The 23,903-nt window shown below is 68.8% G+C and carries 20 protein-coding genes; 10 read left to right on the plus strand and 10 right to left on the minus strand.

From position 1 onward, the window contains the following. Positions 1-30 precede the first annotated feature (30 nt). On the plus strand, positions 31-1,917 hold the full coding sequence (locus FBZ87_RS00875) for a tetratricopeptide repeat protein (RefSeq protein WP_186454501.1): 1,887 nt from the start codon (positions 31-33) through the stop codon (positions 1,915-1,917). A 139-nt stretch (positions 1,918-2,056) separates the two neighbouring features. Here the strand turns inward: FBZ87_RS00875 and FBZ87_RS00880 are convergent, their stop codons facing one another. Both FBZ87_RS00880 and FBZ87_RS00885 read right to left on the minus strand, forming a co-directional pair. Continuing rightward, positions 2,057-2,563 carry a TIGR00645 family protein gene (locus FBZ87_RS00880; RefSeq protein ID WP_145608419.1) on the minus strand — a complete coding sequence of 169 codons (507 nt, stop codon included), beginning with the start codon at positions 2,561-2,563 and terminating at the stop codon, positions 2,057-2,059. A 114-nt stretch (positions 2,564-2,677) separates the two neighbouring features. Then, complete coding sequence (locus FBZ87_RS00885) at positions 2,678-3,463, minus strand: EF-hand domain-containing protein (protein WP_186454502.1); 786 nt, start codon at positions 3,461-3,463, stop codon at positions 2,678-2,680. Between the two features lie 437 nt (positions 3,464-3,900). Between FBZ87_RS00885 and FBZ87_RS00890 the strand changes: the two genes are divergently transcribed. Both FBZ87_RS00890 and FBZ87_RS00895 read left to right on the plus strand, forming a co-directional pair. Further along, complete coding sequence (locus FBZ87_RS00890; protein WP_246134174.1) at positions 3,901-4,833, plus strand: MlaA family lipoprotein; 933 nt, start codon at positions 3,901-3,903, stop codon at positions 4,831-4,833. A gap of 205 nt (positions 4,834-5,038) precedes the next feature. Continuing rightward, positions 5,039-5,599 (plus strand): MarR family winged helix-turn-helix transcriptional regulator, encoded by a 561-nt coding sequence (locus FBZ87_RS00895; protein WP_145608422.1) that lies wholly within the window; start codon positions 5,039-5,041, stop codon positions 5,597-5,599. 20 nt (positions 5,600-5,619) lie between these two features. On the opposite strand, the gene FBZ87_RS00900 is transcribed toward FBZ87_RS00895, so the two are convergent. Beyond that, positions 5,620-6,939: an acetyl-CoA hydrolase/transferase family protein gene (locus tag FBZ87_RS00900; RefSeq protein ID WP_145608424.1), complete on the minus strand. Its 1,320-nt coding sequence runs from the start codon at positions 6,937-6,939 to the stop codon at positions 5,620-5,622. A gap of 359 nt (positions 6,940-7,298) precedes the next feature. Here FBZ87_RS00900 and FBZ87_RS00905 point away from each other — a divergent pair, with 359 nt between their 5' ends. Continuing rightward, a complete protein-coding gene (locus tag FBZ87_RS00905; RefSeq protein ID WP_145608426.1) occupies positions 7,299-7,880 on the plus strand; it encodes a hypothetical protein in 582 nt (193 codons plus the stop codon). A gap of 249 nt (positions 7,881-8,129) precedes the next feature. Here the strand turns inward: FBZ87_RS00905 and dnaE are convergent, their stop codons facing one another. The 6 genes from dnaE to FBZ87_RS00935 all read right to left on the minus strand — a co-directional run bounded on the left by dnaE (position 8,130) and on the right by FBZ87_RS00935 (position 16,861). Then, the gene (dnaE, locus tag FBZ87_RS00910) at positions 8,130-11,624 is read right to left on the minus strand and encodes a DNA polymerase III subunit alpha (RefSeq protein ID WP_145608428.1); all 3,495 of its coding nucleotides are present in this window, start codon (positions 11,622-11,624) and stop codon (positions 8,130-8,132) included. A gap of 175 nt (positions 11,625-11,799) precedes the next feature. Then, complete coding sequence (gene ahpF, locus FBZ87_RS00915) at positions 11,800-13,362, minus strand: alkyl hydroperoxide reductase subunit F (protein WP_145608430.1); 1,563 nt, start codon at positions 13,360-13,362, stop codon at positions 11,800-11,802. Positions 13,363-13,619: 257 nt separating this feature from the next. Further along, a complete protein-coding gene (ahpC, locus tag FBZ87_RS00920; protein ID WP_145608432.1) occupies positions 13,620-14,183 on the minus strand; it encodes an alkyl hydroperoxide reductase subunit C in 564 nt (187 codons plus the stop codon). A gap of 319 nt (positions 14,184-14,502) precedes the next feature. After that, the gene (locus tag FBZ87_RS00925) at positions 14,503-15,027 is read right to left on the minus strand and encodes a DUF2059 domain-containing protein (protein WP_145608434.1); all 525 of its coding nucleotides are present in this window, start codon (positions 15,025-15,027) and stop codon (positions 14,503-14,505) included. Positions 15,028-15,159: 132 nt separating this feature from the next. Next, positions 15,160-15,690, minus strand: a complete 531-nt coding sequence (locus FBZ87_RS00930) for a DUF2059 domain-containing protein (RefSeq protein WP_211106800.1) — start codon at positions 15,688-15,690, stop codon at positions 15,160-15,162. 163 nt (positions 15,691-15,853) lie between these two features. Beyond that, on the minus strand, positions 15,854-16,861 hold the full coding sequence (locus FBZ87_RS00935) for a sulfate ABC transporter substrate-binding protein (RefSeq protein ID WP_211106801.1): 1,008 nt from the start codon (positions 16,859-16,861) through the stop codon (positions 15,854-15,856). Between the two features lie 538 nt (positions 16,862-17,399). Between FBZ87_RS00935 and cysG the strand changes: the two genes are divergently transcribed. The 5 genes from cysG to FBZ87_RS00960 are packed head-to-tail and all read left to right on the plus strand — an operon-like array spanning position 17,400 to position 22,188. Further along, the gene (cysG, locus tag FBZ87_RS00940; protein ID WP_145608436.1) at positions 17,400-18,884 is read left to right on the plus strand and encodes a siroheme synthase CysG; all 1,485 of its coding nucleotides are present in this window, start codon (positions 17,400-17,402) and stop codon (positions 18,882-18,884) included. A gap of 13 nt (positions 18,885-18,897) precedes the next feature. Next, the gene (locus tag FBZ87_RS00945; protein WP_145608438.1) at positions 18,898-19,200 is read left to right on the plus strand and encodes a DUF2849 domain-containing protein; all 303 of its coding nucleotides are present in this window, start codon (positions 18,898-18,900) and stop codon (positions 19,198-19,200) included. Between the two features lie 24 nt (positions 19,201-19,224). Next, positions 19,225-20,976 carry a nitrite/sulfite reductase gene (locus FBZ87_RS00950; RefSeq protein ID WP_425465721.1) on the plus strand — a complete coding sequence of 584 codons (1,752 nt, stop codon included), beginning with the start codon at positions 19,225-19,227 and terminating at the stop codon, positions 20,974-20,976. After that, complete coding sequence (locus FBZ87_RS00955) at positions 20,963-21,475, plus strand: DUF934 domain-containing protein (protein WP_145608440.1); 513 nt, start codon at positions 20,963-20,965, stop codon at positions 21,473-21,475. Before FBZ87_RS00950 ends, FBZ87_RS00955 begins: the two co-directional genes overlap by 14 nt. Further along, complete coding sequence (locus tag FBZ87_RS00960) at positions 21,472-22,188, plus strand: phosphoadenylyl-sulfate reductase (protein ID WP_145608442.1); 717 nt, start codon at positions 21,472-21,474, stop codon at positions 22,186-22,188. The genes FBZ87_RS00955 and FBZ87_RS00960 overlap by 4 nt, the downstream gene beginning before the upstream one ends. A 7-nt stretch (positions 22,189-22,195) precedes the next feature. Here the strand turns inward: FBZ87_RS00960 and FBZ87_RS00965 are convergent, their stop codons facing one another. Next, a complete protein-coding gene (locus tag FBZ87_RS00965; RefSeq protein ID WP_145608444.1) occupies positions 22,196-23,374 on the minus strand; it encodes a hypothetical protein in 1,179 nt (392 codons plus the stop codon). A 208-nt stretch (positions 23,375-23,582) separates the two neighbouring features. On the opposite strand from FBZ87_RS00965, the gene sugE reads away from it, so the two are divergent. Further along, the gene (gene sugE, locus FBZ87_RS00970) at positions 23,583-23,900 is read left to right on the plus strand and encodes a quaternary ammonium compound efflux SMR transporter SugE (RefSeq protein ID WP_145608446.1); all 318 of its coding nucleotides are present in this window, start codon (positions 23,583-23,585) and stop codon (positions 23,898-23,900) included. Positions 23,901-23,903 lie beyond the last annotated feature (3 nt).

The raw sequence follows: 23,903 nt of genomic DNA on the forward strand, positions 1-23,903 counted from the left end.
GTGGTAGGATGGGGAAGCGGGGGCGGCGACATGACGGCGGTATCCAAGGAACGGTTGATGGTGTCGCCGGAGCTGGCGGCCCTGTTCGGGCAGGCGCAGCACCATGACCGCGCCGGGCGCCTGGATGAGGCGGAAAGGCTGTGCCGCCTTATCCTGCGCCGCCTGCCCAACGAGACGGCCGTGCTGCACCTGCTGGGCGTCATCCTCTGCCGCACCCGGCGCCTGGTGGAGGGGGCGGAGATGCTGGCCGGCGTGGCGGCGGCCCAGCCCGGCAACGTCCCCGCCCTGCGCGCCCTGGGCGACGCCTTCCACGCCCTGGGCCACCTGGCCGACAGCGTCATCGCCTACCAGCGCATCCTGTTCCTGCAGCCGGGCGATGCCGACGCGCACCTGCGCCTGGGACTGTCGCGCCAGGCCCTGGGCCAGCTGCCCGGCGCCATCGCCGCTTTCCGCATGGCCGCCGCCCTGAAGCCCGCCGACGCCGACATCCGCGTCACCCTGGGCATGGCGCTGGAGGCGGCGGGCGACACGGCCGCCGCCCTGGCCGCCTATGCCGACGCCATCCGCTGTGACGCCGACAACGCCCCGGCCTTCCTGGGCCTGGGCAACGTGCTGGCCGACCAGGGCCGCGCGGCGGAGGCCATCGCCGCCTACGCCCGCGCCCTGCACCTGGCGCCCGATTGGCCGGACGCCCTGACCAACCTGGGCCTGGCCCTGCAGGCCGACGGCCAGCTGGACCAGGCGCTGGCCCTGCACCGCCGCGCCGTCCAACTGGCCCCCGACACCGCCAACGTGCACGTCAACCTGGGCACCGCCCTGCAACTGGCGGGACAGGGTGCAGCCGCGGTGGACAGCTATCGCCGCGCCGTGGCCCTGGCGCCGGAGGACGCGACCTGCATGTCCAACCTGGGCCAGGCTTTGGCGGAACAGGGCGACGTCGTGGAGGCGCTGGCCGTCCACACCCGGGCGGCCACCCTGGCCCCCGACAACGGCGTGGTGCGCTTCAACCAGGCGCTGGCCTGGCTGCTGGCCGGCGACGACGCGCGGGGCTGGCCGGCCTACGCCTGGCGCTGGCGCGGCGGGGTGGAGGAGTTGGCGGACCGGGGCTTTGCCGTACCCGAATGGCGGGGGGAGGACCTCGGCGGTCGCACCCTGCTGGTGCACGCCGAGCAGGGCCTGGGCGACACCCTGCAATTCGTGCGCTTCCTCAACCGCCTGCCCGGCGATGGCCGCATCGTGCTGGAGGTGCAGCCGCCCCTGCTGGCCCTGTTGCGCGGCAGCTTGGCGCACAGAGATGTGGACGTGGTGGCACGGGGATGCCCCCTGCCCGCCTTCGATTTGCATGTGCCGCTGATGAGCCTGCCGGCAGCACTGGGCATACAGGAGGCCGCCGGGCTGGCGATGCCGGCGCCCTACCTCAAGGCCGAGGCCGATCGCGTCCGCGCCTGGGCAGGACGGCTGGGTACGGACGCCCTCAATGTAGGCCTCGCCTGGTCCGGCAACCCCAGGCACCGGGCCGACCGGCTGCGCAGCATGCCCCTGGCCGACCTGGCCGGCCCCCTGGCGGCCTTGCCCGGCGTGACGCTGTGGCCGGTGCAGGCCGACCGCCGGCGGGGCGATGAGGAGGTGCTGGCGGCCCTGGGCGTGACCGACGTGGCGCTGGACGGCTTCACCGACACCGCAGCATTGCTGACCGGGCTGGACCTGGTGATCACCGTGGACACGGCGGTGGCGCACCTGGCCGGGGCGCTGGGCCGGCCCGTGTGGCTACTGCTGCCCTATGCCCCTGACTGGCGCTGGCGCCTGAACAGCCAGGACACCCCCTGGTACCCGGCCACGCGCTTGTTCCGGCAAGACCGGCAGGGCGACTGGGCCCCCGTCATCCGCCAGGTGGTGGCTGCCCTGAAGGCGCACTGACCCACCACCAGCGGCATGAAACATGCCGCTGTAGGCCCCGACCGGGGCCGCCGGAGATTTCTGGGGAGCCGAAGGCGGACTGGAAATCGAGGATCAGCCAAAGCCGCGGATGCGGCTGCCGGCGCGTGAGGAACCCGTATTACTGTCCCAGCTTGTGAGCCTTTTCCGTCAGGTAGTCCATGAGGGCCAGCAGCACGCCGGACGCGACGAACACCACGTGGATGACGGTGGACCACATCAGGTCGCGGTCGCTGTAGTCGCTGACGCTCATGAAGGCGCGCAGCAGCTGGATGCCGGAGATGGCGACGATGGAGGCGATGAGGCGCAGCTTCAGCCCACCGAAATCCACCTCGCCCATCCATTCCAGGCGGTCGTGGTGGCTGGCCACGCTGATCTTGGAAACGAAGTTCTCATAGCCGGCGAAGATCACCATCAGCACCAGGTTGGCGATCAGCGACAGGTCGATGAGCGACAGCAGGCCCAGGATGATTTCATGCGAGGTGGCGCTGGCCAGATGGTTGATCAGCTCCCACAGCTCATGGACGAAGCCCGCCAGCGGCAGCAGCAGGGCCACCACCAGGCCAAGGTAAAGGGGGGCGAGCAGCCAGCGGCTGGCGAACAGCACGCTTTCGATCCACCGGTCCATGGGCGTCCTTCCGAAGGGCGACCGCCGGGCGGGCGGCCAAATGCTTGATCGGCGACGACATTACCCGATTCCGGCGGCCGATTTCGACCGCCTTCGTCGGGAGAGTGCGGGGACTTACATCCCGCCGGGACCGCCCCCGCCCATGCCGCCGCGACCGCCGCCATGCCGGCCGCCACCGCCCATGCCACCCCCGCCGCCCCGGCCGCCGCCGCCCGGTTCCTGGGTGCTGAGGTCGACCTTCTCGATCTCCTCGATGGTCAGCTGGCCATCGTGGTTGGCGTCGATGACCTCGAACAAGGCGCGGGCGTAGGCGCGAAACTCATCGCGCGTCACGCGGAAATCCAGGTTGGTGTCGGCCGCCATGATGGGATCGACCCCACCCCGGCCGCCGCCGCCCATACCGCCGCCCATGCCCCCACCCATCCCGCCGGGACCGCGACCACCGCCGGAAGGACCATCAGGCGATGCACCCTCGGGACCGGCGCCCGGCGCGTCGCCGGGTCCCCCGTCGGGGCCATCCTGGGGGGGACCGCCATGGGGGCCGCCCTCGGGGGCACCATGCCCCATCAGGGCCATGCGATCCGCCCGTCGCACTTTCTCCAGCTCGGTCACGTTCAGGGCGCCGTCGCCGTTCAGGTCGTAGTGCGCGAAAACGGCGTCGGCCTCGGCCTGGAATTCCTCCCGCGACAGCTTGCCGTCCTGATTGGTGTCCACGCGGTTGAACCAGGCGCGCAGCGACACCTTGGCCGCGTCCTCCGACGTGGTGCGACCCAGCGTCTGCCCAAGGGGCGTGGTGACGGTGTAGAAGGTCTTGTGGCTGGAGCACGCCGCCGTCAGCGCCAACGCGCCCAGCAGGGCCGGGCGAATCAGGGTGCGGCGACGTGCTGGGGGGCGATGCATCGGGTGTTCCTTTATGTTGCGCGGGATGCGCTGTCGTGAAACCGTCCCCGGGGCCGTCGCCGGCCCGGGCGGCACGGGGACGCCCGCACCGGACCGGCGCTGGTAACCGGCCCTTGCACGCTTGAGACCCCGCAAACTGTCGGGCTCCGCGCGGCAATGCAGGCCATCCGCAGCATGATTTGGCCTGCCCCGTTGGTAAACAACGCTTTTACAACGCCCCCTAAATGGCAAAGCCGCCATGCGCGCGCGGCAACAGGGGCCCTGATTTTCTCATTTTTGCCGGGCGGGCTCACCGTTATGGTTAAGTCGGTGGCGGCGAGACAGGATCGCGCCGTCCCATCCGCATGGAGCGGGGCCCGCATGCCCCGTCCAGTCGGCATCCCATCCCTCCGGCCGGTTCCGGCCGTTCCTATCCCGCTGCTGGAGGCATCCCCCCGATGCTGCGTCCCGGTTTCCCCGTCGCTTCCACCACCGTTCCCGCCCGGTCCCGCCGGCGCCTGGGCCTGACGGCCGCCGCCCTGCTGGGCATGCTGGCGCTGCCCATGCCGCTGTCCGCCGGCGCCCATGCCCAGGAGACCCAGCCGCAGCCGCCGCAGGCGGCGGTTACGCCTGACGCCCCGGCGCCCGACGGCGATGGCGCCCGCACCGAGGTGGCCGAGGCCAAGACGGCAGAGGCGCGCGCCGCCATCGCCGCCTCCCAGGAAGAGGACGCCAACGATCCGCTAGAGGGCATGAACCGCGCCATCTTCTGGTTCAACGAGGGCGTGGACACGGTGTTGCTGCGCCCGGCCGCCAAGGTCTACCGCACGGTGATGCCGGACTTCGCCCAGACGGGCATCCGCAACGTGCTATGGAACCTGCGCTCCCCCCTGACCCTGGCCAACAAGCTGTTGCAGGGTGACTGGGACGGCGCCGAGGTCGCCACCGAGCGCTTCCTCATCAATTCCACCATCGGCCTGGGCGGCCTGATCGACGTGGCGGGCGACCACGGCCTGACCTACGAGTATGAGAGCTTCGACCAGACGCTGGCGGTCTGGGGCGTGCCCGAAGGCTTCTATCTGGTGCTGCCTGTCCTGGGCCCCTCCACCCTGCGTGACGCCGTGGGCTTTGGTGTCGAGGCCTATGGCGACCCCGTGTCGCGCTATCTCAGCAATACCCACGACGATTGGGCCAGCTACACCCGCGCCGGCGTCTACGCCGTCGATCTGCGCGCCCAGTACCTGGACGTGCTGGACGACATGAAGCGCAACAGCGTGGACTATTACGCCACCATGCGCTCGCTGTACCGCCAGCGGCAGAACAACTACATCCGCAACGGCAAGGTGGACCCGGACCAGTTCCCGTCCATCCCGGACTATGACAGCAAGTAAGCCCTCCCGTTCGGATTAGAAGCCTCATCCTCAAGGCCTGGTGCACGGTTCGCCCCGCGCACCAGGCCTTGTGCATTTGGGCCCGTGGTGCCAAGGTCATTGTGATCACAAGCTTGGGACAGGGGCGCGGCCAGCGCCCCTGCCCTGGCTTCGTGGGAACAAGACCCCCCGAAGACGGGGTCACGCACGAGGAACAGGACCCACCATGCCCCTTCCCCGCCCGCAGCCGATGGCGCTGCCGGTCAGCGACCTGACCCTGGATATGGGCCCCAAACTGGACATGGAGCGCTATGTCCCGGCCTTCCTGAATTCCATCGCCAACAAGCTGTCCAGCGGCGCCTCGCGCCTGTACTTCAAGCACTTCGGCATCGGGGTGGTGGAGTGGCGCATCATCGTCCACCTGGTGGCGGAGCCATGGTGCACCGCCGCCCGCATCTGCCAGCTCATCGGCATGGACAAGGCCGCCGTCAGCCGCAGCTATGCCCTCATGGAGGATCGCGGCCTGATCCAGTTCCGCCCGGCGGAGCCGAGGGGCCGCGAGGCCGCCCTGACGGTGGCCGGCCGCGACCTGCACGACCGCATCCTGGTCATGGCGCTGGAGCGGGAGCGGCGCCTGCTGGCCGACCTCAGCCCGCGCGAGGTCGATACCCTGATCAACCTGCTGGGCCGCCTGCAGGCCCGCATCCCCCACGTCAACGCCTACGACCCCACGCCGGAGGAGATCGGCCTGCCGGCGGGGGCCGGGGGGCCGGCCAAAGCCTCCTGAGGCCTTTCGGCACCCCGGGATCAGCACCCCCGGGCGGCGGCGTACGCCGCCCGTTCCAGCCCCTCGCGGAAGTCGGGATGGGCAATGCCGATCAGCGCCCGCGCGCGCTCCGCCAGCGTCAGGCCGCGCAGGTTCACAACCCCGAATTCGGTGGCGACGTACTGGACATCGTTGCGCGGCGTCGTCACCGGCCCGGTCAGGCGCGGGACGATGCGCGAGGCGGTGCCGCCGGCGGCGGTGGAATGGCAGGCGATGATGGACTTGCCGCCCGTCGAGGCCGAGGCGCCGCGCACGAAATCCAGTTGCCCGCCCGCGGCGCTGTATTGCCAGCCGGCAAGGCATTCGGAATTGCAGGCGCCCTGCAGGTCGACCTCCAGCGTGGCGTTGACGGAGACCACGGTGTCATTCCGGGCGATCACCGCCGGGTTGTTCACATAGTCCACCGGCTGCGCCTCGCAGTCCGGGTTGCCGTCGAGGAAGTCGTACAGCGCCCGGTCCCCCATGGCGAAGGTGAATACCGTCCGTCCTGTGTGGATGGCCTTGCGGCTGTTGTCGACCGCACCCCGGCGCATCAGCTCCGCCAGGCCGGGGGTCATCAGTTCGGTGTGGATGCCCATGTGCCGGCGGTCGTGCAGGGCGGCGCACACGGCGTCGGGCAGGGCGCCGATGCCCATCTGCAGGCAGGCGCCATCCTCCACCAGGTCCGCGATCAGGCGGCCGATCGTCCTGTCGTTGTCCCTGATCCTGGCGGGCGGCACCTCCAGCAGGGGCACCGGGTTTTCCACAAGAGCGGTCACACGATCCAGGGGAATGCGGCAATTGCCCAGGGTGCGCGGCATGGCCGGGTTCACCTCCAGGATCACCTGGCGGGCGCTCTGCGACACGGCCAGGGCGTAGTCGGTGTTGGTGCCTAGGCTGAAACAGCCGTCCGCATCCATGGGCGCCACGGTCGTCAGCAGCACATCCACGTCCACCTGGCGGCTGAGGACGTGCGGCGCCTGGCTGAAGGCGGTGGGGATGAAATCCACTATCGGCAGGCCGTGCGACCCCGCCTCCTTGTCCAACGCGCGTTCCAGCCCGCCGTGGAACAGGCTGACCGGCCGGACCCGATGGCGCAGGTCGGACCGCAGCAGGGGGGCCGCGTTGGCGAAGGCCAGCAGGTAGTAGAGCGAGAGGTCGCCCACCTGCCCCGCCTCGGCCCGCCGGGCCAGCGCGCGCAGCAGGGCCGGCGGCTGCGACACGCCCAGGCCCATGGCAATGCGGGAACCGGAGGGAATCAGGTCCACGGCCGCCTCCGCCGCCATGCGGCGTGCGGCATAGGCCTCGGCGTATGGTCCCATGTCATCCTCCCGTCCGGCTTGTTCGGATCATCCTGGCATGAAGCCCGACCGGCGCCATCCGGTTTTCGCCGCCCCGCCACCCGGCAGGGCGCTGTAACAAACAAGCCCCATCACCATCCAGATTCGGCCCAATCGCGGACACAATCCGGCGGCACAAGTAACCGCAGGGCAAACTTGAGTATTATCCACGCCCGCGTATCGAACCACTAAGTTTCACCGAGACCGGACCCTGATCCCGGTTGATGGCGCCGCCTTCCCGCCGCCCTGGGCATTGCGGGAACCTTCCCCTGGTCTTTGGGGTTAGGCACACGCGGCGCGCCCCATGCGGGTCCGGCTGATCGAAGACGAAGGAGATGGACATGCGGATGCATTTGCTTGCGGCCACGCTGTTGGCCACCGGTCTGATCGGCGGCACGGCCCTGGCCCAGACCGCCGATACCCCGGCCACCGGCCCGAACGACACGATTTCCCCGCCCGAGGCCAATTCCCCGCCGCCCGCCCCCATGGGTGACGAGGGCATGATCGGCCCGGCGACCACCACCACGACCTCTTCCCAGTCCTACAGCACCGAGAGCCACACCTACATCGTGCGGCCCAAGGGCATGATCTCGACCGGCACCGGCAAGGTGAACACCGCCATGAAGCCGGGCGACACCGTGCCCAAGCCCACCTGCCTGGAGGGCACGGAGCCGCGCGTGTGGACCGCCCCGGTGGTGTTCGGCATGCCGCAGGGCAAGGGCCGGGTGGAAGGCATCGATACCTGGGTCGAGAACCAGGGCGGCCAGTGGGTGATCAAGTCGGCCATGCGCGCCGGCGAAGGCGACGCCCCGGTCAGCGACAAGGGCCAGGGCGGCTGGGTCGAGGTCAGCACCATGTGCGCCCTGCCCGGCGTGACCGACAGCCAGCGTGACGCCGGCGCCATGCAGGGCGCCATGAACTAAGCGTGGCCCATGTCTGACGCGTCTGACGCGTGAAGGGCGGTTCCCAGCCGGGGGCCGCCCTTCTCATTTGTGGGATCATACCAGCGGCACGAGATAGCGGCTCGTGCCGCTGTAGCCCGCGACTGCGGGTGCCGGAGATTTCTGGGGAGCCGAAGGCGGACTGGAAATCCAGGACAAGCCGAGGCCACGGATGTGGCCGCCCGGCGCCTGAGGGGGCATTTGAGCGGTCACGATCAAATGCCGCGCGTATCAAATGTCCTGGACGTCGATGACGCCGGGGATGGAGCGCAGGGCGGACCGGCTGGCGCTGCTGATCTGATAGGCCTGGGGCAGCACCAGCTCCACCTCCAGCCGGTCGATCTCCACCATCAGATGGATCTTGCCCCGGCCGGCGGGCAGGCGCTTCAGCACCGTCTGCAGGCCTTCCACCGGCGCTTGGTCCTTCAGCGTGACCCGCAGGCCGGACGCGACCTTGGCGACCTCATCCTCCAGCAGCTGCACGCCGCTGCCGGTCAGGCGCAGCTCCTCCCCGTTCTGCTGCACATCCACCGTCATCAGCACGGCCTTGCCTGGCTCCAGATGCTCGCGCGCCGGGGCCAGCGCCTCGGAGAACAGCGTCACCTCGTAGACGCCGGAGGCGTCCGACATGCCGATGAAGGCGAAGCGGTTGCCGCTCTTGGCCGTCCGCTCCTGCCGGGCGACGACGATGCCGGCCATGCGGAAGCGGGTGGACCCACCGCCGCGCGCCACGATGCCCGGCAGGTCGGCGAAACGCACCACCTTCAGCTTGGCCAGGGGAGCCGCGAAGGCGTCCAGCGGGTGGGCCGACAGGTAGAAGCCGATGGCTTCGAACTCGTGCCGCAGCTTTTCCAGCGGTTCCCAATCCACCACGCGCGGCAGTTCCGGCGCCTTCAGCGGGGCGGACGCGCCGAACAGGCTGTTCATGCCGCTCTCGCGCTCCGCCGCCTCGGCCTGGGCGTAGCGCAGCATGATTTCGATAGCGGAATGAACTTGGTGGCGGTTGGGCACCAGGCTGTCGAAGGCGCCGGCGGCGGCCAGGTTTTCCAGCTGGCGCTTGTTGATGACCTTGTTGTCCAGACGGCGGGCGAAGTCGAACAGGTCGCGATAGGGGCCATTGGCGTCCCGCTCCGCCACCACCGCCGCCATGGCCGGCCCGCCCACGCCCTTGACCGCCGCCAGGGCGTAGCGCACGGCGCGGTCGCCGTTGGGCAGGATCTCCACGCGGAAGATGTCGCCAGAATGGTTGATGTCCGGCGGCAGCAACTTGATCTTCAGCCGGTCCAGTTCCTGCCGGAACTGGTTCAGCTTGTCGGTGTTGCCCAGATCCAGCGTCATGGACGCGGCCATGAACTCCACCGGGTAGTTGGCCTTGAGGTAGGCCGTCTGGTAGGCGACCAGGGCGTAGGCGGCGGCGTGCGACTTGTTGAAGCCGTAGCCGGCGAACTTGTTCACCTGGTCGAAAATCAGGCCCGCCTGTTCCGCGTCCACCCCGCGCGCCGTGGCGCCGTCGATGAACTTGGAGCGTTCCTTCTCCATCTCCTCCTTGATCTTCTTGCCCATGGCGCGGCGCAGCAGGTCGGCGCCGCCCAGGCTGTACCCGGCCAGCACCTGGGCGATCTGCATCACCTGTTCCTGGTACACCATGATCCCGAAGGTCTCCTTCAGGATGGGCTCCAGCGAGGGATGCATGTAGTCGGGCTCCTCCTGCCCGTCCTTCACCTTGATGTACTTGGGGATGTTGTCCATCGGGCCCGGCCGGTACAGCGAGACCAGGGCGATGATGTCCTCGATGCGGTTGGGCTTCATGCGGCGCAGCACGTCGCGCATGCCCGAGCTTTCCAGCTGGAACACGCCCGACGCCTCGGCCCGGCCCAGCAGCTTGTAGGTCTTCTCGTCGTAGAGGTCGAGGTTCAGCAGGTCCAGGTCCGGATAGCGCGGCCGGATCAGCTCCACCGCCTTCTGCAGCACGGTCAGGGTCTTCAGGCCCAGGAAGTCGAACTTCACCAGGCCGGCCAGTTCCACATACTTCATGTTGAACTGGGTGACCGGCATGTCCGACCGGGGATCGCGGTACAGCGGCACCAGCTGGTCCAGCGGGCGGTCGCCGATCACCACGCCGGCGGCGTGGGTGGAGGCGTGGCGGTAGAGGCCTTCCAGCTTCAGCGCCACGCCGATCAGGCGGTCCACCGTCTCATCCTGGCGGCGCATCTCCTGCAACAGCGGCTCGCCGTCCAGCGCCTCCTGCAGGGTGACGGGGTTGGCCGGGTTGTTGGGCACCATCTTGCAGATGCGGTCGACCTGGCCGTAGGGCATCTGCAGCACGCGCCCCACATCGCGCAGCACGGCGCGGGCCTGCAGCTTACCGAAGGTGATGATCTGGGCCACGCGGTCATGGCCGTACTTGGCCTGGACATAGCGGATGACCTCGTCCCGGCGATCCTGGCAGAAGTCCACGTCGAAGTCGGGCATGGACACGCGTTCGGGGTTCAGGAAACGCTCGAACAGCAGGCCGAAACGGATGGGATCCAGGTCGGTGATCAGCAGCGACCAGGCGACCAGCGAGCCGGCGCCCGAGCCGCGGCCCGGCCCCACGGGGATGCCGTTGTCCTTGGCCCACTTGATGAAGTCCGACACGATGAGGAAGTAGCCGGGGAACTTCATCCGCTCGATGACGGACAGTTCGTAATCCAGGCGCTCGCGGTAGCGCTTCTCCGTGTCCGCCTTATCGTCCTCCCCCATCTCGGGCGTGAAGACGTAGCGGGTCAGGCGGAAGGTCAGGCCGTCATGGGCCTGGGCGCGCAGTTCCTCCGCCTCCGTCCGGCCTTCCTCGGTGGGGAAGTTGGGCAGAATGGGGTTGATCTTGCGCGGCATGTAGGCGCAGCGCTGGGCGATAACCACCGTATTGTCCACCGCCTCCGGCAGGTCGGCGAACAGCGCCCGCATCTCCTGGGCACTCTTGAAATAGTGGTCGGGGGTCAGGCGGCGGCGGTCGTCCTGCATGATGAAGGCGCCATCGGCGATGCACAGCAGGGCGTCGTGCGCCTCGTACATGTCGGCGGTGGCGAAGTAGCAGTCGTTGGTGGCGACCAGCGGCAGATCGTGGGCGTAGGCCAGATCGACCAGCGCGCCCTCGATGCGCTGTTCCGCCCGGCCGATGGCGGTGTCCTTGTCATGCCGCATCAGCTCGACATAGAGGCGCCCGGGGAATAGGCGCTTCAGTTCCAGCAGCAGCTCGGCCGCGGCCGGTGCCTGGCCTTCCAGCAGCAGGCGCCCCACCCCGCCGTGGATGCCGCCGGTCAGCGCGATCAGGCCATCGCTGTGCCCGTCCAGCGCCGCCATGGACACCTGGGGCTCCAGCCCCGGCTCCGTCTCCATGTACGCCTTGCTGATCAGCTCCATCAGGTTGGCGTAGCCCGCGGCGTTCTGCGCCAGCAGCACCAGCTGGTCGGCGCCGAAGGTGCCGGGGCGCTGCGGCCCGCGCGTGGTCGCCACCGGGCCCCAGCGGCCGATCCACATCTGGCAGCCGACGATGGGCTGCACGCCCGCGTCCGACGCCGCCATGGCGAATTCCAGGCTGCCGAACAGGTTGCCGGTGTCCGTCACCGCCACCGCCGGCATGGCGTTCTTGGTGCACAGCTTCACCAGCTCCTTCACCTTGATCGCCCCCTCGGACAGCGAGTAGGCGGAATGAGTGCGCAGGTGGATGAAGCCGGGATGGGACATGGGGGCGGGACGGTCCGGGACAGGGGTGGGACAGGCAGTTTACGAAGGCCGCGAAGGCCGCGTCACCTGTCCTCTCGGCAACCCCGATTCCCCCAATGAAAACGCCCACCTGGAGAGGGCGCCGGTGTTGCCCGGCACCACCCCAGGTGGGCGCTGTACTCTACGCCGTCGCGACTCAGGCGGCCTGAACCGACGAGCGAATCAGGTGGTCGAAGGCGCCCAGGGAGGCCTTGGCCCCTTCGCCCATGGCGATGATGATCTGCTTGTAGGGCACCGTGGTGACGTCGCCGGCAGCGAAGATGCCGGGGACGGAGGTCTCACCATGGTGGCCGACGATCACCTCGCCGCGCTGGGTCAGTTCCACCGTGCCGCGCAGCCAGTCGGTGTTGGGCAGCAGACCGATCTGCACGAAGATGCCCTCCAGCGCCAGGCGATGCGTCTCGCCCGTGGCGCGGTCTTTGTAGACCAGGCCGTTCACCTTGTTGCCGTCGCCCGTGACCTCGGTGGTCTGGGCCTGGGTCAGGATGGTGACGTTGGCCAGGCTTTTCAGCTTGGTCACCAGCACCGCGTCGGCGCGCAGCTGACTGTCAAATTCCAGCAGCGTGACGTGGGAGACGATGCCGGCCAGGTCGATGGCCGCCTCGACGCCGGAGTTGCCGCCGCCGATCACCGCCACGCGCTTGCCCTTGAACAGGGGGCCGTCGCAGTGCGGGCAGAAGGCCACACCCTTGGTCTTGTACTGTTCCTCGCCCGGCACCTTCATCTCGCGCCAGCGGGCGCCGGTGGCCAGGATCAGGGCCTTGGCCTTCAGCTTGGCGCCGCTTTCCAGCGTCACCTCGTGCAGGCCGTCGACCGTGGCCAGGGCCTTGGCACGCTGCTGGTTCATGATGTCCACCTCATAGGTGCGAACATGCTCTTCCAGGCTGCGGACCAGCTTGGGCCCTTCCGTCGCGGTGACGGAGATGAAGTTCTCGATGCCCAGCGTGTCCATGACCTGGCCGCCAAACCGCTCCGCCACGATGCCGGTGCGGATGCCCTTGCGGGCGGCGTAAATGGCGGCCGCGGCGCCGGCGGGGCCACCGCCCACCACCAGCACGTCGAACGGGTCCTTGGCGTCGATCTTGGCGGCCTCGCGGGCGACGGAGCTGCTGTCCAGCTTCGCCAGGATCTCCTCCAGCTCCATGCGGCCCTGGCCGAAGGGTTCGCCGTTCAGGAAGACGGCCGGCACGCCCATGATCTGGCGCCGCGTCACCTCGTCCTGGAAGACGCCGCCGTCGATCATCTCATGGCGGATGCGGGGGTTCAGCACCGCCATCAGGTTCAGGGCCTGCACCACGTCCGGGCAGTTGTGGCAGGTCAGCGAGATGAAGGTCTCGAAGTGGTAATCGCCCTCGATGGCCTTGATCTGCGCGATGACCTCGTCGCTGACCTTGGGCGGATAGCCGCCGGCCTGCAGCAGCGCCAGCACCAGCGAGGTGAACTCGTGGCCCATGGGCAGGCCGCTGAAGCGGATGCCGATGTCGCCCGCCGGCCGGTTGACGGTGAAGGACGGGCGGCGGCCGGCGCCGTCCACGTTCTCGTTGATGTTCACCAGGGCGGAGGCTTCGGCGATATCGGCCAGCAGCTCCATCATCTGGCGGGAGGTGGCGCTATCGTCCGGGTAAGCAACAATCTCGATCGGCTGCTTCACCCGTTCCAGATAGGCCTTCAATTGGGTCTTGAGATTGGCGTCCAACATCGGGGCGGGCTTTCTGGCGGAGATTGAGGGAAAGGGCGGGCAAAGAGGGGGCGGTCACCGGCGCCAGGGAAGGCGGCCAGATGCGCATTTTGAAACGTAATGTCACAGGCGGACTGTTCAAGCGGGCGCGCCACCGAAGGCGTCGCGGCCCGGACCTAAGCCTCCGAGGGCGTGGGCCGGGAGGCGTCCAGGGGCCCGAGGGCCCCCGGACAGGAACCGGGACGTCGCCGTCCCGGTCCGGCATCAACCAACGCGGATCAGATCTTGCCGACCAGATCCAGCGACGGCTTCAGGGTCTCGGCACCCTCGGTCCACTTGGCCGGGCACACTTCGCCGGGGTGGCTGGCCACGTACTGGGCGGCCTTCACCTTGCGCAGCAGCTCCGACGCGTCACGGCCGATACCGTTGTCGTGGATCTCGCACAGCTTGATCTGGCCTTCGGGATTGATCACGAAGGTGCCGCGCAGGGCCAGGCCCTCTTCCTCGATCAGGACGTCGAAGTTGCGGGCCAGCGTGGCGGTCGGGTCGCCGACCAGCGGGTACTGCACCTTGGCGATGGTGTCGGAGGTGTCGTGCCAGGCCTTGTGGGTGAAATGGGTGTCGGTCGACACGCCATAGATCTCCACGCCCAGCTTCTGGAACTCGGCGTAGTTGTCAGCCAGGTCGCCCAGCTCGGTCGGGCACACGAAGGTGAAGTCGGCCGGGTAGAACACCACCACGGACCACTTGCCCTTCAGGTCGGCTTCGGTCACGGGCACGAACTTGCCGTTGTGGTAAGCGGTCGCCTTGAAGGGCTTCACTTCGGTATTGATGAGGGACATCGTTAATTCCTTGGCTGTTGAATTAATGAATAGCGGTCGGTTTCGGCGGGGCGCCCCGGCCGCGATCCCCATCAGGGGCCCTGCGGCGTTCGCCCTACCGACGAACAGGACCATACCGACATCTTAGAATAATTCCAATTATAAAAATTGAGAGCCGTTTGCAGTCGCAGCATGCCAGCGTCGCGATGCGCGATGGAGGCGCCCCCTTGGCATCGGCGACAGGCGGGGCCAACAGAGAGGCGATGGTCCCGACCGACCGGTGGGGCCGGCCGGGTGCCATCTTAAAAGCAGCGGCGGTGAAGCGCCACCGCTAAGCCCTTCAGCCCTGCGGGATGGTCAAGCCCTCGCCCTTACAGGTGGCGACGAAGTCATTCAACACCTTGCCGATCACCTGCGGCACCATGGTCTTGGACTTGGCCATGGTCTGCTGCATCACCTGAGGCATCTGGGTGATCAGCTTGGCCCCCGCCGGCGTGTCATAGAACGCCAGCACCTGCTCCAGCTCCGCCTCCGTGAACAGCTCCGCATAGGTGGTGGCGATGGCGTCGGTCACGGGGGCCAGGGCCCTTTTGAAATCGGGCAGCAGCCGCTTGTCGACCAGGCCCTGCACGTCCGCCTCCCGCCCGGGGTTGGCGATCTTCAGCTTCTGCACCAGGGGATCGATGGCCATGGGCAGTATCTGCTGCATCAGGTCGCCGGCGTGCGTCTTCTCAATCAGCTTGTGCGCCAGCTCCAGCGATTTCGGCGATGGCGTGCCGGCATTCTGGGCGCCGGCGTTTTGAGCGAAGGCCGGAGCGGCCACCATGACCCACGCGCCGACCAAGCCGGCGGCAATTCCCTTCAACAAAGCGCTTTCCCCTTCTGGTGTTGCTGAATTCAGCACCACCAGCCTAACCCGCCGCCCCGCGCGGCGCGATGGCCAACCGCCACTTATGGCTGAATGTCGCAGGGCGGATTACATCCGTAGGACGCCCTCTCACCCCTGGGGCACGACCAGGCCCTTGCCCTTGCACGCGGTGACGAAGTTCCCCAGCACGGGCCCTAGGGCCTGGGGCAGGACGGCCTGCGCGCGGGCGCGGCCCCGCTGCTGCACGCCCGGCATCTCCTTCAGCATCTTGGCCCCTGCCGGCGAATCGTAGAAGGCCAGGATGGCCGCCAGCTCCGCCTCCGTGAAGCGCGCGGCGTAGGCCTGGGCATAGCCGTCGATGACCGGCGCCATGGCCTTGCGGAAATCCGGCAGCAGCGTGTGCTCGAACAACGCGTCGACATCGGCCTCGCGCCCCGGGTTGGCGGCCTTCAGGTTGAAGGTCAGCGGCTGGACCGTGGCGCCCAGGACCTGCTGCATCAGGTCATCGGCGTCGACCCTGTCCGCCAGCGCCCGGGCCAGTTCCAGGGCTTTGGGCGTTGGGGCGGCCATGGGGGTGGGGGATTGGGCGAGGCCCGATCCAGCCCACATCATGACGACCATACACAGGCCGGCCATGCCAGCGGCGGTTCCCTTGCGCACTCCCATCCCTCCCTTGCCGTGCCCTGCGGGGCTTTATGCCCGCGAGCTTAGCGCCAGGGGTGCGGGATCCGGAAGATGGGGGCCGCCGTCTACATCTAAATGTCAAACGCCGCCGCCCGGCATCCCGGACGGCGGCGTTGCGGTCTTTGCGGCGATGCAGGCCTCAGCCCGGCTGGTACAGCTGGTCGAAGCTGCCGCCGTCGGCAAAGTGGGCTTTGTGGGCGTCGTGCCAGCCACCGAAGGTGGTGATGTCGAACAGCTCCACCTTGGCGAACTTGTTCACCACCTCCTGCAGCACCACCGGGTCGCGCGGGCGGTAGAAGTGCTTGGTGGCCAGAATCTGCGCCGGCTGGGTGTACAGCGTCTGCAGGTAGGCCTCCGCCACCCGGCGGGTGCCGTGGCGGTCCACCACCTTGTCCACCACCGCCACCGGCGGTTCCGCCAGGACGGAGACGGACGGGGTCACCAGCTCGAACTCGCCCGGGCCCAGTTCCTGTATGGCCAGGTAGGCCTCGTTTTCCCAGGCCAGCAGCACGTCGCCCAGGCCACGCTGCACGAAGGTGGTGGTGGCGCCGCGCGCGCCGGTGTCCAGCACCGGCACCTTCTTGAACAGCGCCTTGATGAAGTCGCGGGCCGCCGCGTCGCCGCCCTTGGCACGGGCGTAGCCCCAGGCCGCCAGGTAGTTCCAGCGGGCGCCGCCGGACGTCTTGGGATTGGGGGTGATGACCTCCACCCCCGGCTTCAGCAGGTCCGGCCAGTCCTTGATGCCCTTGGGGTTGCCCTTGCGCACCAGGAACACGATGGTGCTGGTGTAGGGCGTGGAATTGAAGGGCAGGCGCTTCTGCCAATCCTTGTCGATCAGGCCGCCATTCTCGACGATGGCGTCGATATCGTAGGCCAGCGCCAGCGTGACCACGTCGGCCTCCAGCCCGTCGATGACGGCGCGGGCCTGCTTGCCCGACCCGCCGTGCGAGGTGTTGACGCTGACCTGGTCACCGCCCGAGGCCTTGGCCCATTCCTTGGCGAACAGGTCGGCATATTCCTTGTAGAACTCGCGCGTCGGGTCATAGGAGACGTTCAGCAGCTGCGAGGCGGAGCGCGCACGCACCGACCCCAGCAGGGCCACGCCGGCGGCACCCGCCATGGCGGTCAACAGTGTTCTGCGATGCATTCGGATTCCCCCTAGGTAGTGCGAGCCCCGGCCCGGAGTCCGATGTCCTGACCCCGGGGCCCCGGCGAAGGAGGGCGCATCCCCTGTGACAGGACACCGCACCCCATCCGCGCTGTTGACGCCCATGACAAACGACACCGCAATCTGTGTCAACCGAAACATTAATAACAGATAATTGATGTTATTATGAGGTGCGCCGATTTCCTAGCGGCCATTATCCCGCCAAGCCAAAGCTTTGCCCGGATCCGCGCCGATTAACCAAAATGAGTCTGTGGAATTGGAAGCGGATCACACCATGTCGGCGCATGGCAGTGTTGCGGCCCACCCCCCGTTCCGGGCGCCATCACCATCACCTTTCCCGCAATTTTGTCACAGAAGCTTGAAGGAAAATGGTTTTCCATAACGTGAGACCGTCATCGCGACCATGGCGCGGGGCTTGGGACTATCCGAATGCCAGGACGCTGGAACCTCGACAAACATGCCGTTTACGAACACATTATGAGGGAACATTGACGCTTTCACAGGAATGTTCCGTACAATGCCCGCCGCCTTCCCCCTGTTCCTGACACTGACCGGCCAGACGGTGCTGATCGTCGGCGGGGGGGAATTGGCCCTGCGCAAGGCGCGCCTGGTGGCGGGCGCCAGCGGCGACGGCCGGGGCGCGCGCCTGGTGGTGGTGGCGCCAGATGTGCACCCGGATCTGGCCGCGCTAGCCGCGGAGGTGCGCCGCCGCCCCTTCGCCGCCCATGATTTGGACGGGGTCACCCTGGTGTTCGCCGCCGGCGAGGATGAGGATGAGGCGGCCCTGGTGGCCGACTTGGCCCGCGCCCGGGGCCTGCTGGTGAATGTGCCGGACCGCCCCGCCCTGTCCACCTTCATCATGCCCGCCATCGTCGACCGGGGCCCTATCACCGTCGCCATTTCCACCGGCGGCACCTCACCCGTCCTGGCCCGCCGCCTGCGCGCCCGCATCGAGGCGGCGCTGGAACCGGGCCTGGGGCGCTTGGCCACCTTCCTCGACGGCTTCCGCGCCGCCGTCCGCGCCGTGAAATCCGACGAGACCGCGCGCCGCCGCTTCTGGGAACGGGTGATCGATGGCCCCATCGCCCAGCGCTTCCTGGCCGGCGACGAGGCTGGCGCGCATGAGCAACTGGTGAAGGTGCTGAACGCCGCCGAAAGCGCGGAGGGCGGCTCCGTCGCCTTGGTGGGCGCCGGCCCCGGCGACCCGGATCTGCTGACCCTGCGTGCCCTGCGCGTGCTGCAGAACGCCGACGTGGTGGTGCACGACAAGCTGGTTGACGACCGCATCCTGGATTACGTCCGCCGCGACGCCCGCCGCGTCTATGTCGGCAAGTCCAAGTCCTGCCACACCGTCAGCCAGGATGAGATCAACGCCCTGCTGGTGCGCGAGGCCCAGGCCGGCCACCGTGTCGTCCGGCTGAAGGGCGGCGACCCCTTCGTCTTCGGCCGGGGTGGCGAGGAGATGGCCGTGCTGCGCGCCGCCGGCGTGGCGGTGGAACTGGTGCCCGGCATCACCGCCGCCGTGGGCTGCGCCGCCGCCACCGGCATTCCCCTGACCCATCGCGGCCTGGCCCAGGGCATCACCCTGGTGACCGCGCATGGCGCCGCCGCCGAGGGCGGCTCGGCCGAGCCCGCCATCGACTGGACGGCCCTGGCCCGCCTGGACCACACGCTGGCCGTCTATATGGGCCTGAGCAAAGCCGGCCTGGTGGCCGAGCGCCTGATCGCCGCCGGCAAGGCGCCCGGCACCCCGGCCGCCGTGGTGCAGAACGGCACGCGTCCGGACCAGACCCTGGTCGTGGGCCGGCTGGCCGACCTGGGCGCGCTGGCCGCAGGCCTGACTGGCCCCGCCCTGATCCTGGTGGGGGAGGTCGTGACCCTGGCCGACCCCGCAAAAATCGCCGCCTCCGACATCATCACCGACATTTTCACCACCCTCAGCTCCACTCCGGGCCGCCTCGGCGACACGACCCCGGAAAATGGGCTGAAAGCCGCCGTCTGAAGAGGATAGTCCCATGGCCCGCGTTACCGACGCCCCCAAGGTCGTCACCGCCAACCGCCTGCAGGACGGCGCCGTCGTCTGGCTGACCGCCGCCGGTACGTGGTCCACCCGCGTGGCCGATGCCCAAGTGCAAACCGAGGCGCCAGAGGCGGAGACGGCCCTGGGCATCGCCCGCGCGTCCGCCGCCCGGCAGGAGGTGGTGGAGCCCTATGCCGTGGACGTGGCGGTGGAAGCCACCGGCCCCCGCCCCCTGAAGACGCGGGAGTGGATCCGTGCCGCGGGCCCCAGCATCGACGCCATCCCCACGGCGGCGTGACGTCGGCGCCCCCAAAATTCCCGCATGAATGAAGACCACATCGAGCTTGCCGTCATGAGCCCCTCCGCCGCCGCCCGTCAGATCGACCCTCCCGCCAACGGCCTGCCCAGCCACGCCGGCATCTACCACTACGACCAGGTGGACCGGGATTTCCTGAAGGAGCGGGTGGAGCAGTTCCGCCGCCAGGTGGCCCGCCGCCTGGCCGGGGAGCTGACGGAGGACGAGTTCAAGCCGCTGCGCCTGATGAACGGCCTGTACCTGCAGCTGCACGCCTACATGCTGCGCATCGCGGTACCGTACGGCATCCTGACCAGCCGCCAGGTGCGCCAGTTCGGCCGCATCGCCCGGCAGTACGACAAGGGCTTCGGCCATTTCACCACCCGCCAGAACCTGCAGTTCAACTGGATCAAGCTGGTGGATGTGCCGGCCATCCTGGACCTGCTGGCCGAGGTGGACATGCACGCCATCCAGACCAGCGGCAACTGCATCCGCAACGTGACCTCGGACCAGTTCGCCGGTGTCGCCAGCGATGAGGTGGTGGACCCCCGCCACTATGCCGAGGTGCTGCGCCAGTGGTCGACCCTGCACCCGGAATTCTCGTTTCTGCCGCGCAAGTTCAAGATCGCCATCACCGGCAGCAGCGCCGACCGCGCCGCCATCTGCATCCACGACGTGGGCCTGATCGCCAAGCGCGACGCCGAGGGTGCCGTCGGGTTCGAGGTCTATGTCGGCGGCGGCCTGGGCCGCACGCCCTTCATTGCCAAGAAGCTGCGCGACTTCCTGCCCGAGGATGAGCTGATCGCCTATCTGGAGGCGGTCTTGCGCGTGTACAACGCCTATGGCCGGCGCGACAACATCTACAAGGCGCGCATCAAGATCCTGGTGCACGAGCTGGGCATCGACGCCTTCCGCGACGAGGTGGAGGCCGAGTTCGCCCGCATGCCGGTGGCCCAGTACCGGCTGGAGCCGGCCATCCTGGACGGCATCCGCGCCCGCTTCGCCGGCCAGCCCTATGAGGCGCTGGAGCCCATCTCCGGCGTCCTGGCCCGCGCGCGGCTGGAGGACCAGGCCTTCAACCGCTGGGTCCGCACCAACGTCGCCGCCCACCGCCAGCCGGGCTACGCCATCGCCACCATCACCCTGAAGCCGGCGGGCGGCATCCCGGGCGACGTCTCGGCGGATCAGATGGACGCCATCGCCGACCTGGCCGACCGCTACAGCTTCGGCGAGATCCGGGTGACGCATGAGCAGAACCTGGTGCTGGCCCATGTGCGTCAGGATGACCTGCCCGCCCTATGGACGGCGCTGGCCGACATCGGCTTCGGCGAGGCCAATTCCGGCCTGATCACCGACATCATCGCCTGCCCCGGCCTGGACTACTGCGCCCTGGCCAACGCCCGTTCCATCCCCCTGGCCCAGCGCATTTCCGAGCGCTTCGCCGACCTGGACCGCCAGCACGACATCGGTGAGCTGAAGATCAAGATCAGCGGCTGCATCAACGCCTGCGGCCATCACCATGTCGGCCACATCGGCATCCTGGGCGTCGACAAGAAGGGGGTCGAAGCCTACCAGCTGACGCTGGGCGGCTCGGCCGCCGAGGTGGGCGCCATCGGCGACATCCTGGGCCCGGCCCTATCGGCCGATGAGACGCTGGACGCCATCGATGCCGTGGTCGGCATCTATCTGGACCGGCGCCAGGACGGGGAACGCTTCCTCGACACCCTGGCCCGCATCGGTCACACCCCGTTCAAGGACAAGGTCTATGCCGCTCATTGACTCCGGAAAGCTGGTCGACGACGCCTGGGTGCGCCTGGGCGATGACGACGCCCTGCCGGCGGCGGACGTGCCCGTCATCGTCAGCCTGTCCCGCTTCCAGAAGGACCGCGCAACCCTGGTGGGCCGCAACGGCGGCCTGGGCGTCTGGCTCGCCAGCAACCAGCACCCCAAGGACATCGCCGACCACCTGGCGGATTTCGCCCTGGTAGCGCTGGACTTCCCCAAGTTCCGCGACGGCCGCGGCTTCACCATCGCCCGCGAGCTGCGCGAGCACCTGGGCTATCGCGGCGTCATCCGCGCCACCGGCCACACCCTGCCCGACCAATATCTGGCCCTGGTCCGCTGCGGCGTCAGCCAGGTGGAGATTCCGGAAGGCCGCGATCCGGCGCTGTGGGCCCACGCCCTGACCGAGATCAGCACCGCCTACCAGGTGTCGGTGGCGGGCCCCCTGTCCATGGCGCGGCTGTCGCGCCACAAGAAGACGGAGCATGCAGCGTGACGGCGACAGGCGACCGGGCGGCCAATCTGGCCCGGACCTACGCCGGCCTGACGGGCCTGGCACTGCTGGAACCGCTGCTGACGCGGGAGCTGAAGGGCGAGATTGCCCTGGTCTCCTCCTTCGGGGCGGAATCCGCCGTGCTGCTGCACATGGTGGCGGAGATCGACCCGGCCACACCGGTCATCTTCCTGAACACCGGCAAGCTGTTCGGCGAAACCCTGCGCTATCGCCGTGAGCTGGTGGCGCGCCTGGGCCTGACCGACGCGCGGGAGATCAAGCCGCTGCCCGAGGACGTGGCGGCGCGCGACGCCGACGGCCTGCTGTGGCGCACGAACCCGGACGCCTGCTGCCGCTTCCGCAAGGTGGAGCCGCTGAACCGCGCGCTGGAGGGCTTCGGTGCCTGGATCACCGGGCGCAAGCGCTTCCAGGCCAGCACCCGCGCCGACCTGGTGACCATTGAGGCGGCCGAGGGGCGGCTGAAGGTCAACCCGCTGGCCGACTGGGACCGTGACGATCTCGTGGCCTATCTGGACCGCCATGACCTGCCGCGGCACCCGCTGGAGGCCGACGGCTATCTCTCCATCGGCTGCATGCCCTGCACCGACCGCGTCGCCCCGGGCGATGATCTGCGGTCCGGCCGCTGGGCCGGCATGGGCAAGACGGAATGTGGCATCCATCTGCCGCTGTCCGCCGTGGCGGCGCCCTCCAGCTAAGCCCGCCTCAGCCCTGGGCCTCTTTCGGCACGGCCTGCGGGCCGGCGGCGGGCCCAAGGGCGGTGGAGCGCGAGGCGGCGTCGCGCGGCTTGAACACCTCGCGCAGCTTGTCCACCGCGGCATCGAACATGGCGAACACCGCCTCTACGCTGTAGCCAGCCAGGAAGGCCGCGCCCAGCAGTGAGATCTGGGCGGAGGCCGTGGGTTCGATGGTGGCGACCACGCTCTTGTAGAACAGCCCGGTGGACAGCCCCAGCGTCAGGCCCAGCGCCCGGCGCAGCACCATGCGGAAGCCCAGTTGCGGCATGAAGGAGGCATTGATCACCGCCTCCGTCAGCACCCGCGCGATATAGGCGCAGGCACCCAGCAGCCCGAAAATCGCCGGCAGGACGTACAGCGTCAGCGCCGTGCCGGCGCTCCACGCCAATTCCACCGTGTGCAGCAGGACCGTGTCGGCATCCTCCCCCGAGGGGGCGGCCGGCGCCCCGGCGTCCCGCCGCTGGCAGAAGCCGTGTGCATCGAAGCTGAGGGTCACGACACGGGAAAGCGGGTGGCAGATCCAGGGGGCGAGCAGCTTCGCCGCCGCCTGCCGCCGCAGTTGGACCAGCGGCTCCTGAGCCGCCGTCAGGGCGGAGGCTCCCGGGCTGGCGTTGGCGTCCGCGGCCCCCTCCCCCATGGGGCGCTGCGCCGCCGCCCCTTCGATGAACAACAGCTGGCGCACCCCGGTCTGGGCCAACAGGTTGGTGCCGTTGGCGGCGTGGATCTGCACGATGGCCGTGACCAGCGCCACGCCCACCAGCCACACGACGCCACTGCGTATGGTCCTCTGCACCAGCCCCGCCCGGGTCAGGGAGCGCCACCAGCCCGCCAGGCCCAATTCGCGCCGAAACTCGCGGATATGGCGCAGGCTGCCGCTGGTGGCCGGGGCGATGACCACCGACAGCGCCTGGTACACCACCCACAACGCCTGCTTATCCTCCAGGCTCAGCCGCTCCGGCGGGCTGGCGGTGACGCGCACCGCCGCGTCGATCACCGCCCGTTCCAAGGCCAGGCCCCGGCCGGCGGCGTAACCCAGCATGATGCGCACGTCATCCTGCCATTCGTCCCAGCGCTGGTGGTCGCGCGCATCCGTCCCGCCCGCGGCCGGCGCCGCGGCGATCCCGTCTCCGTTCGTTCCATCGGTCATGGCCTGCCCCTCCCCGCCGCAAGATCTCAATTAAAGAGATATGCGACAGCAAAGTCTTTCTCTTTTTTTAAGACATTGGCATTCCGGCGGTTCGCCGCCATGCTTCGCCCGCCGGGGACGACCCCGGCCCAGCCATCCGCCATCCCCGGTGGCCGGCGTCCCTTCGGCGGGGACGGCCCCGCCCCTTCACACACACCGGAGAACCGCCATGGCCTGGCTATGGTTGCTGCTGGCCGGCCTGTCCGAAGTGGGCTGGGCCGTGGGCCTGAAATACACCGACGGCTTCACCCGCCTGGTGCCGTCCGTCCTCACCATCGCCGCCATGGGCATCAGCCTCGGCATGCTGGGCCTGGCCTTGCGCACCCTGCCGCTGGGCACGGCCTACGCGGTGTGGACCGGCATCGGCACGCTGGGCACCGTCGTCGCCGGCATCCTCCTGTTCAACGAGCCGGCGACGGCCCTGCGCCTGGCCTGCATCGGCCTGATCGTGGCCGGCATCGCGGGCCTGAAGCTGGCGCACGGGTAAACC

The sequence above is a fragment of the Nitrospirillum amazonense genome (assembly GCF_007828035.1).
GTDB lineage: Bacteria > Pseudomonadota > Alphaproteobacteria > Azospirillales > Azospirillaceae > Nitrospirillum > Nitrospirillum amazonense.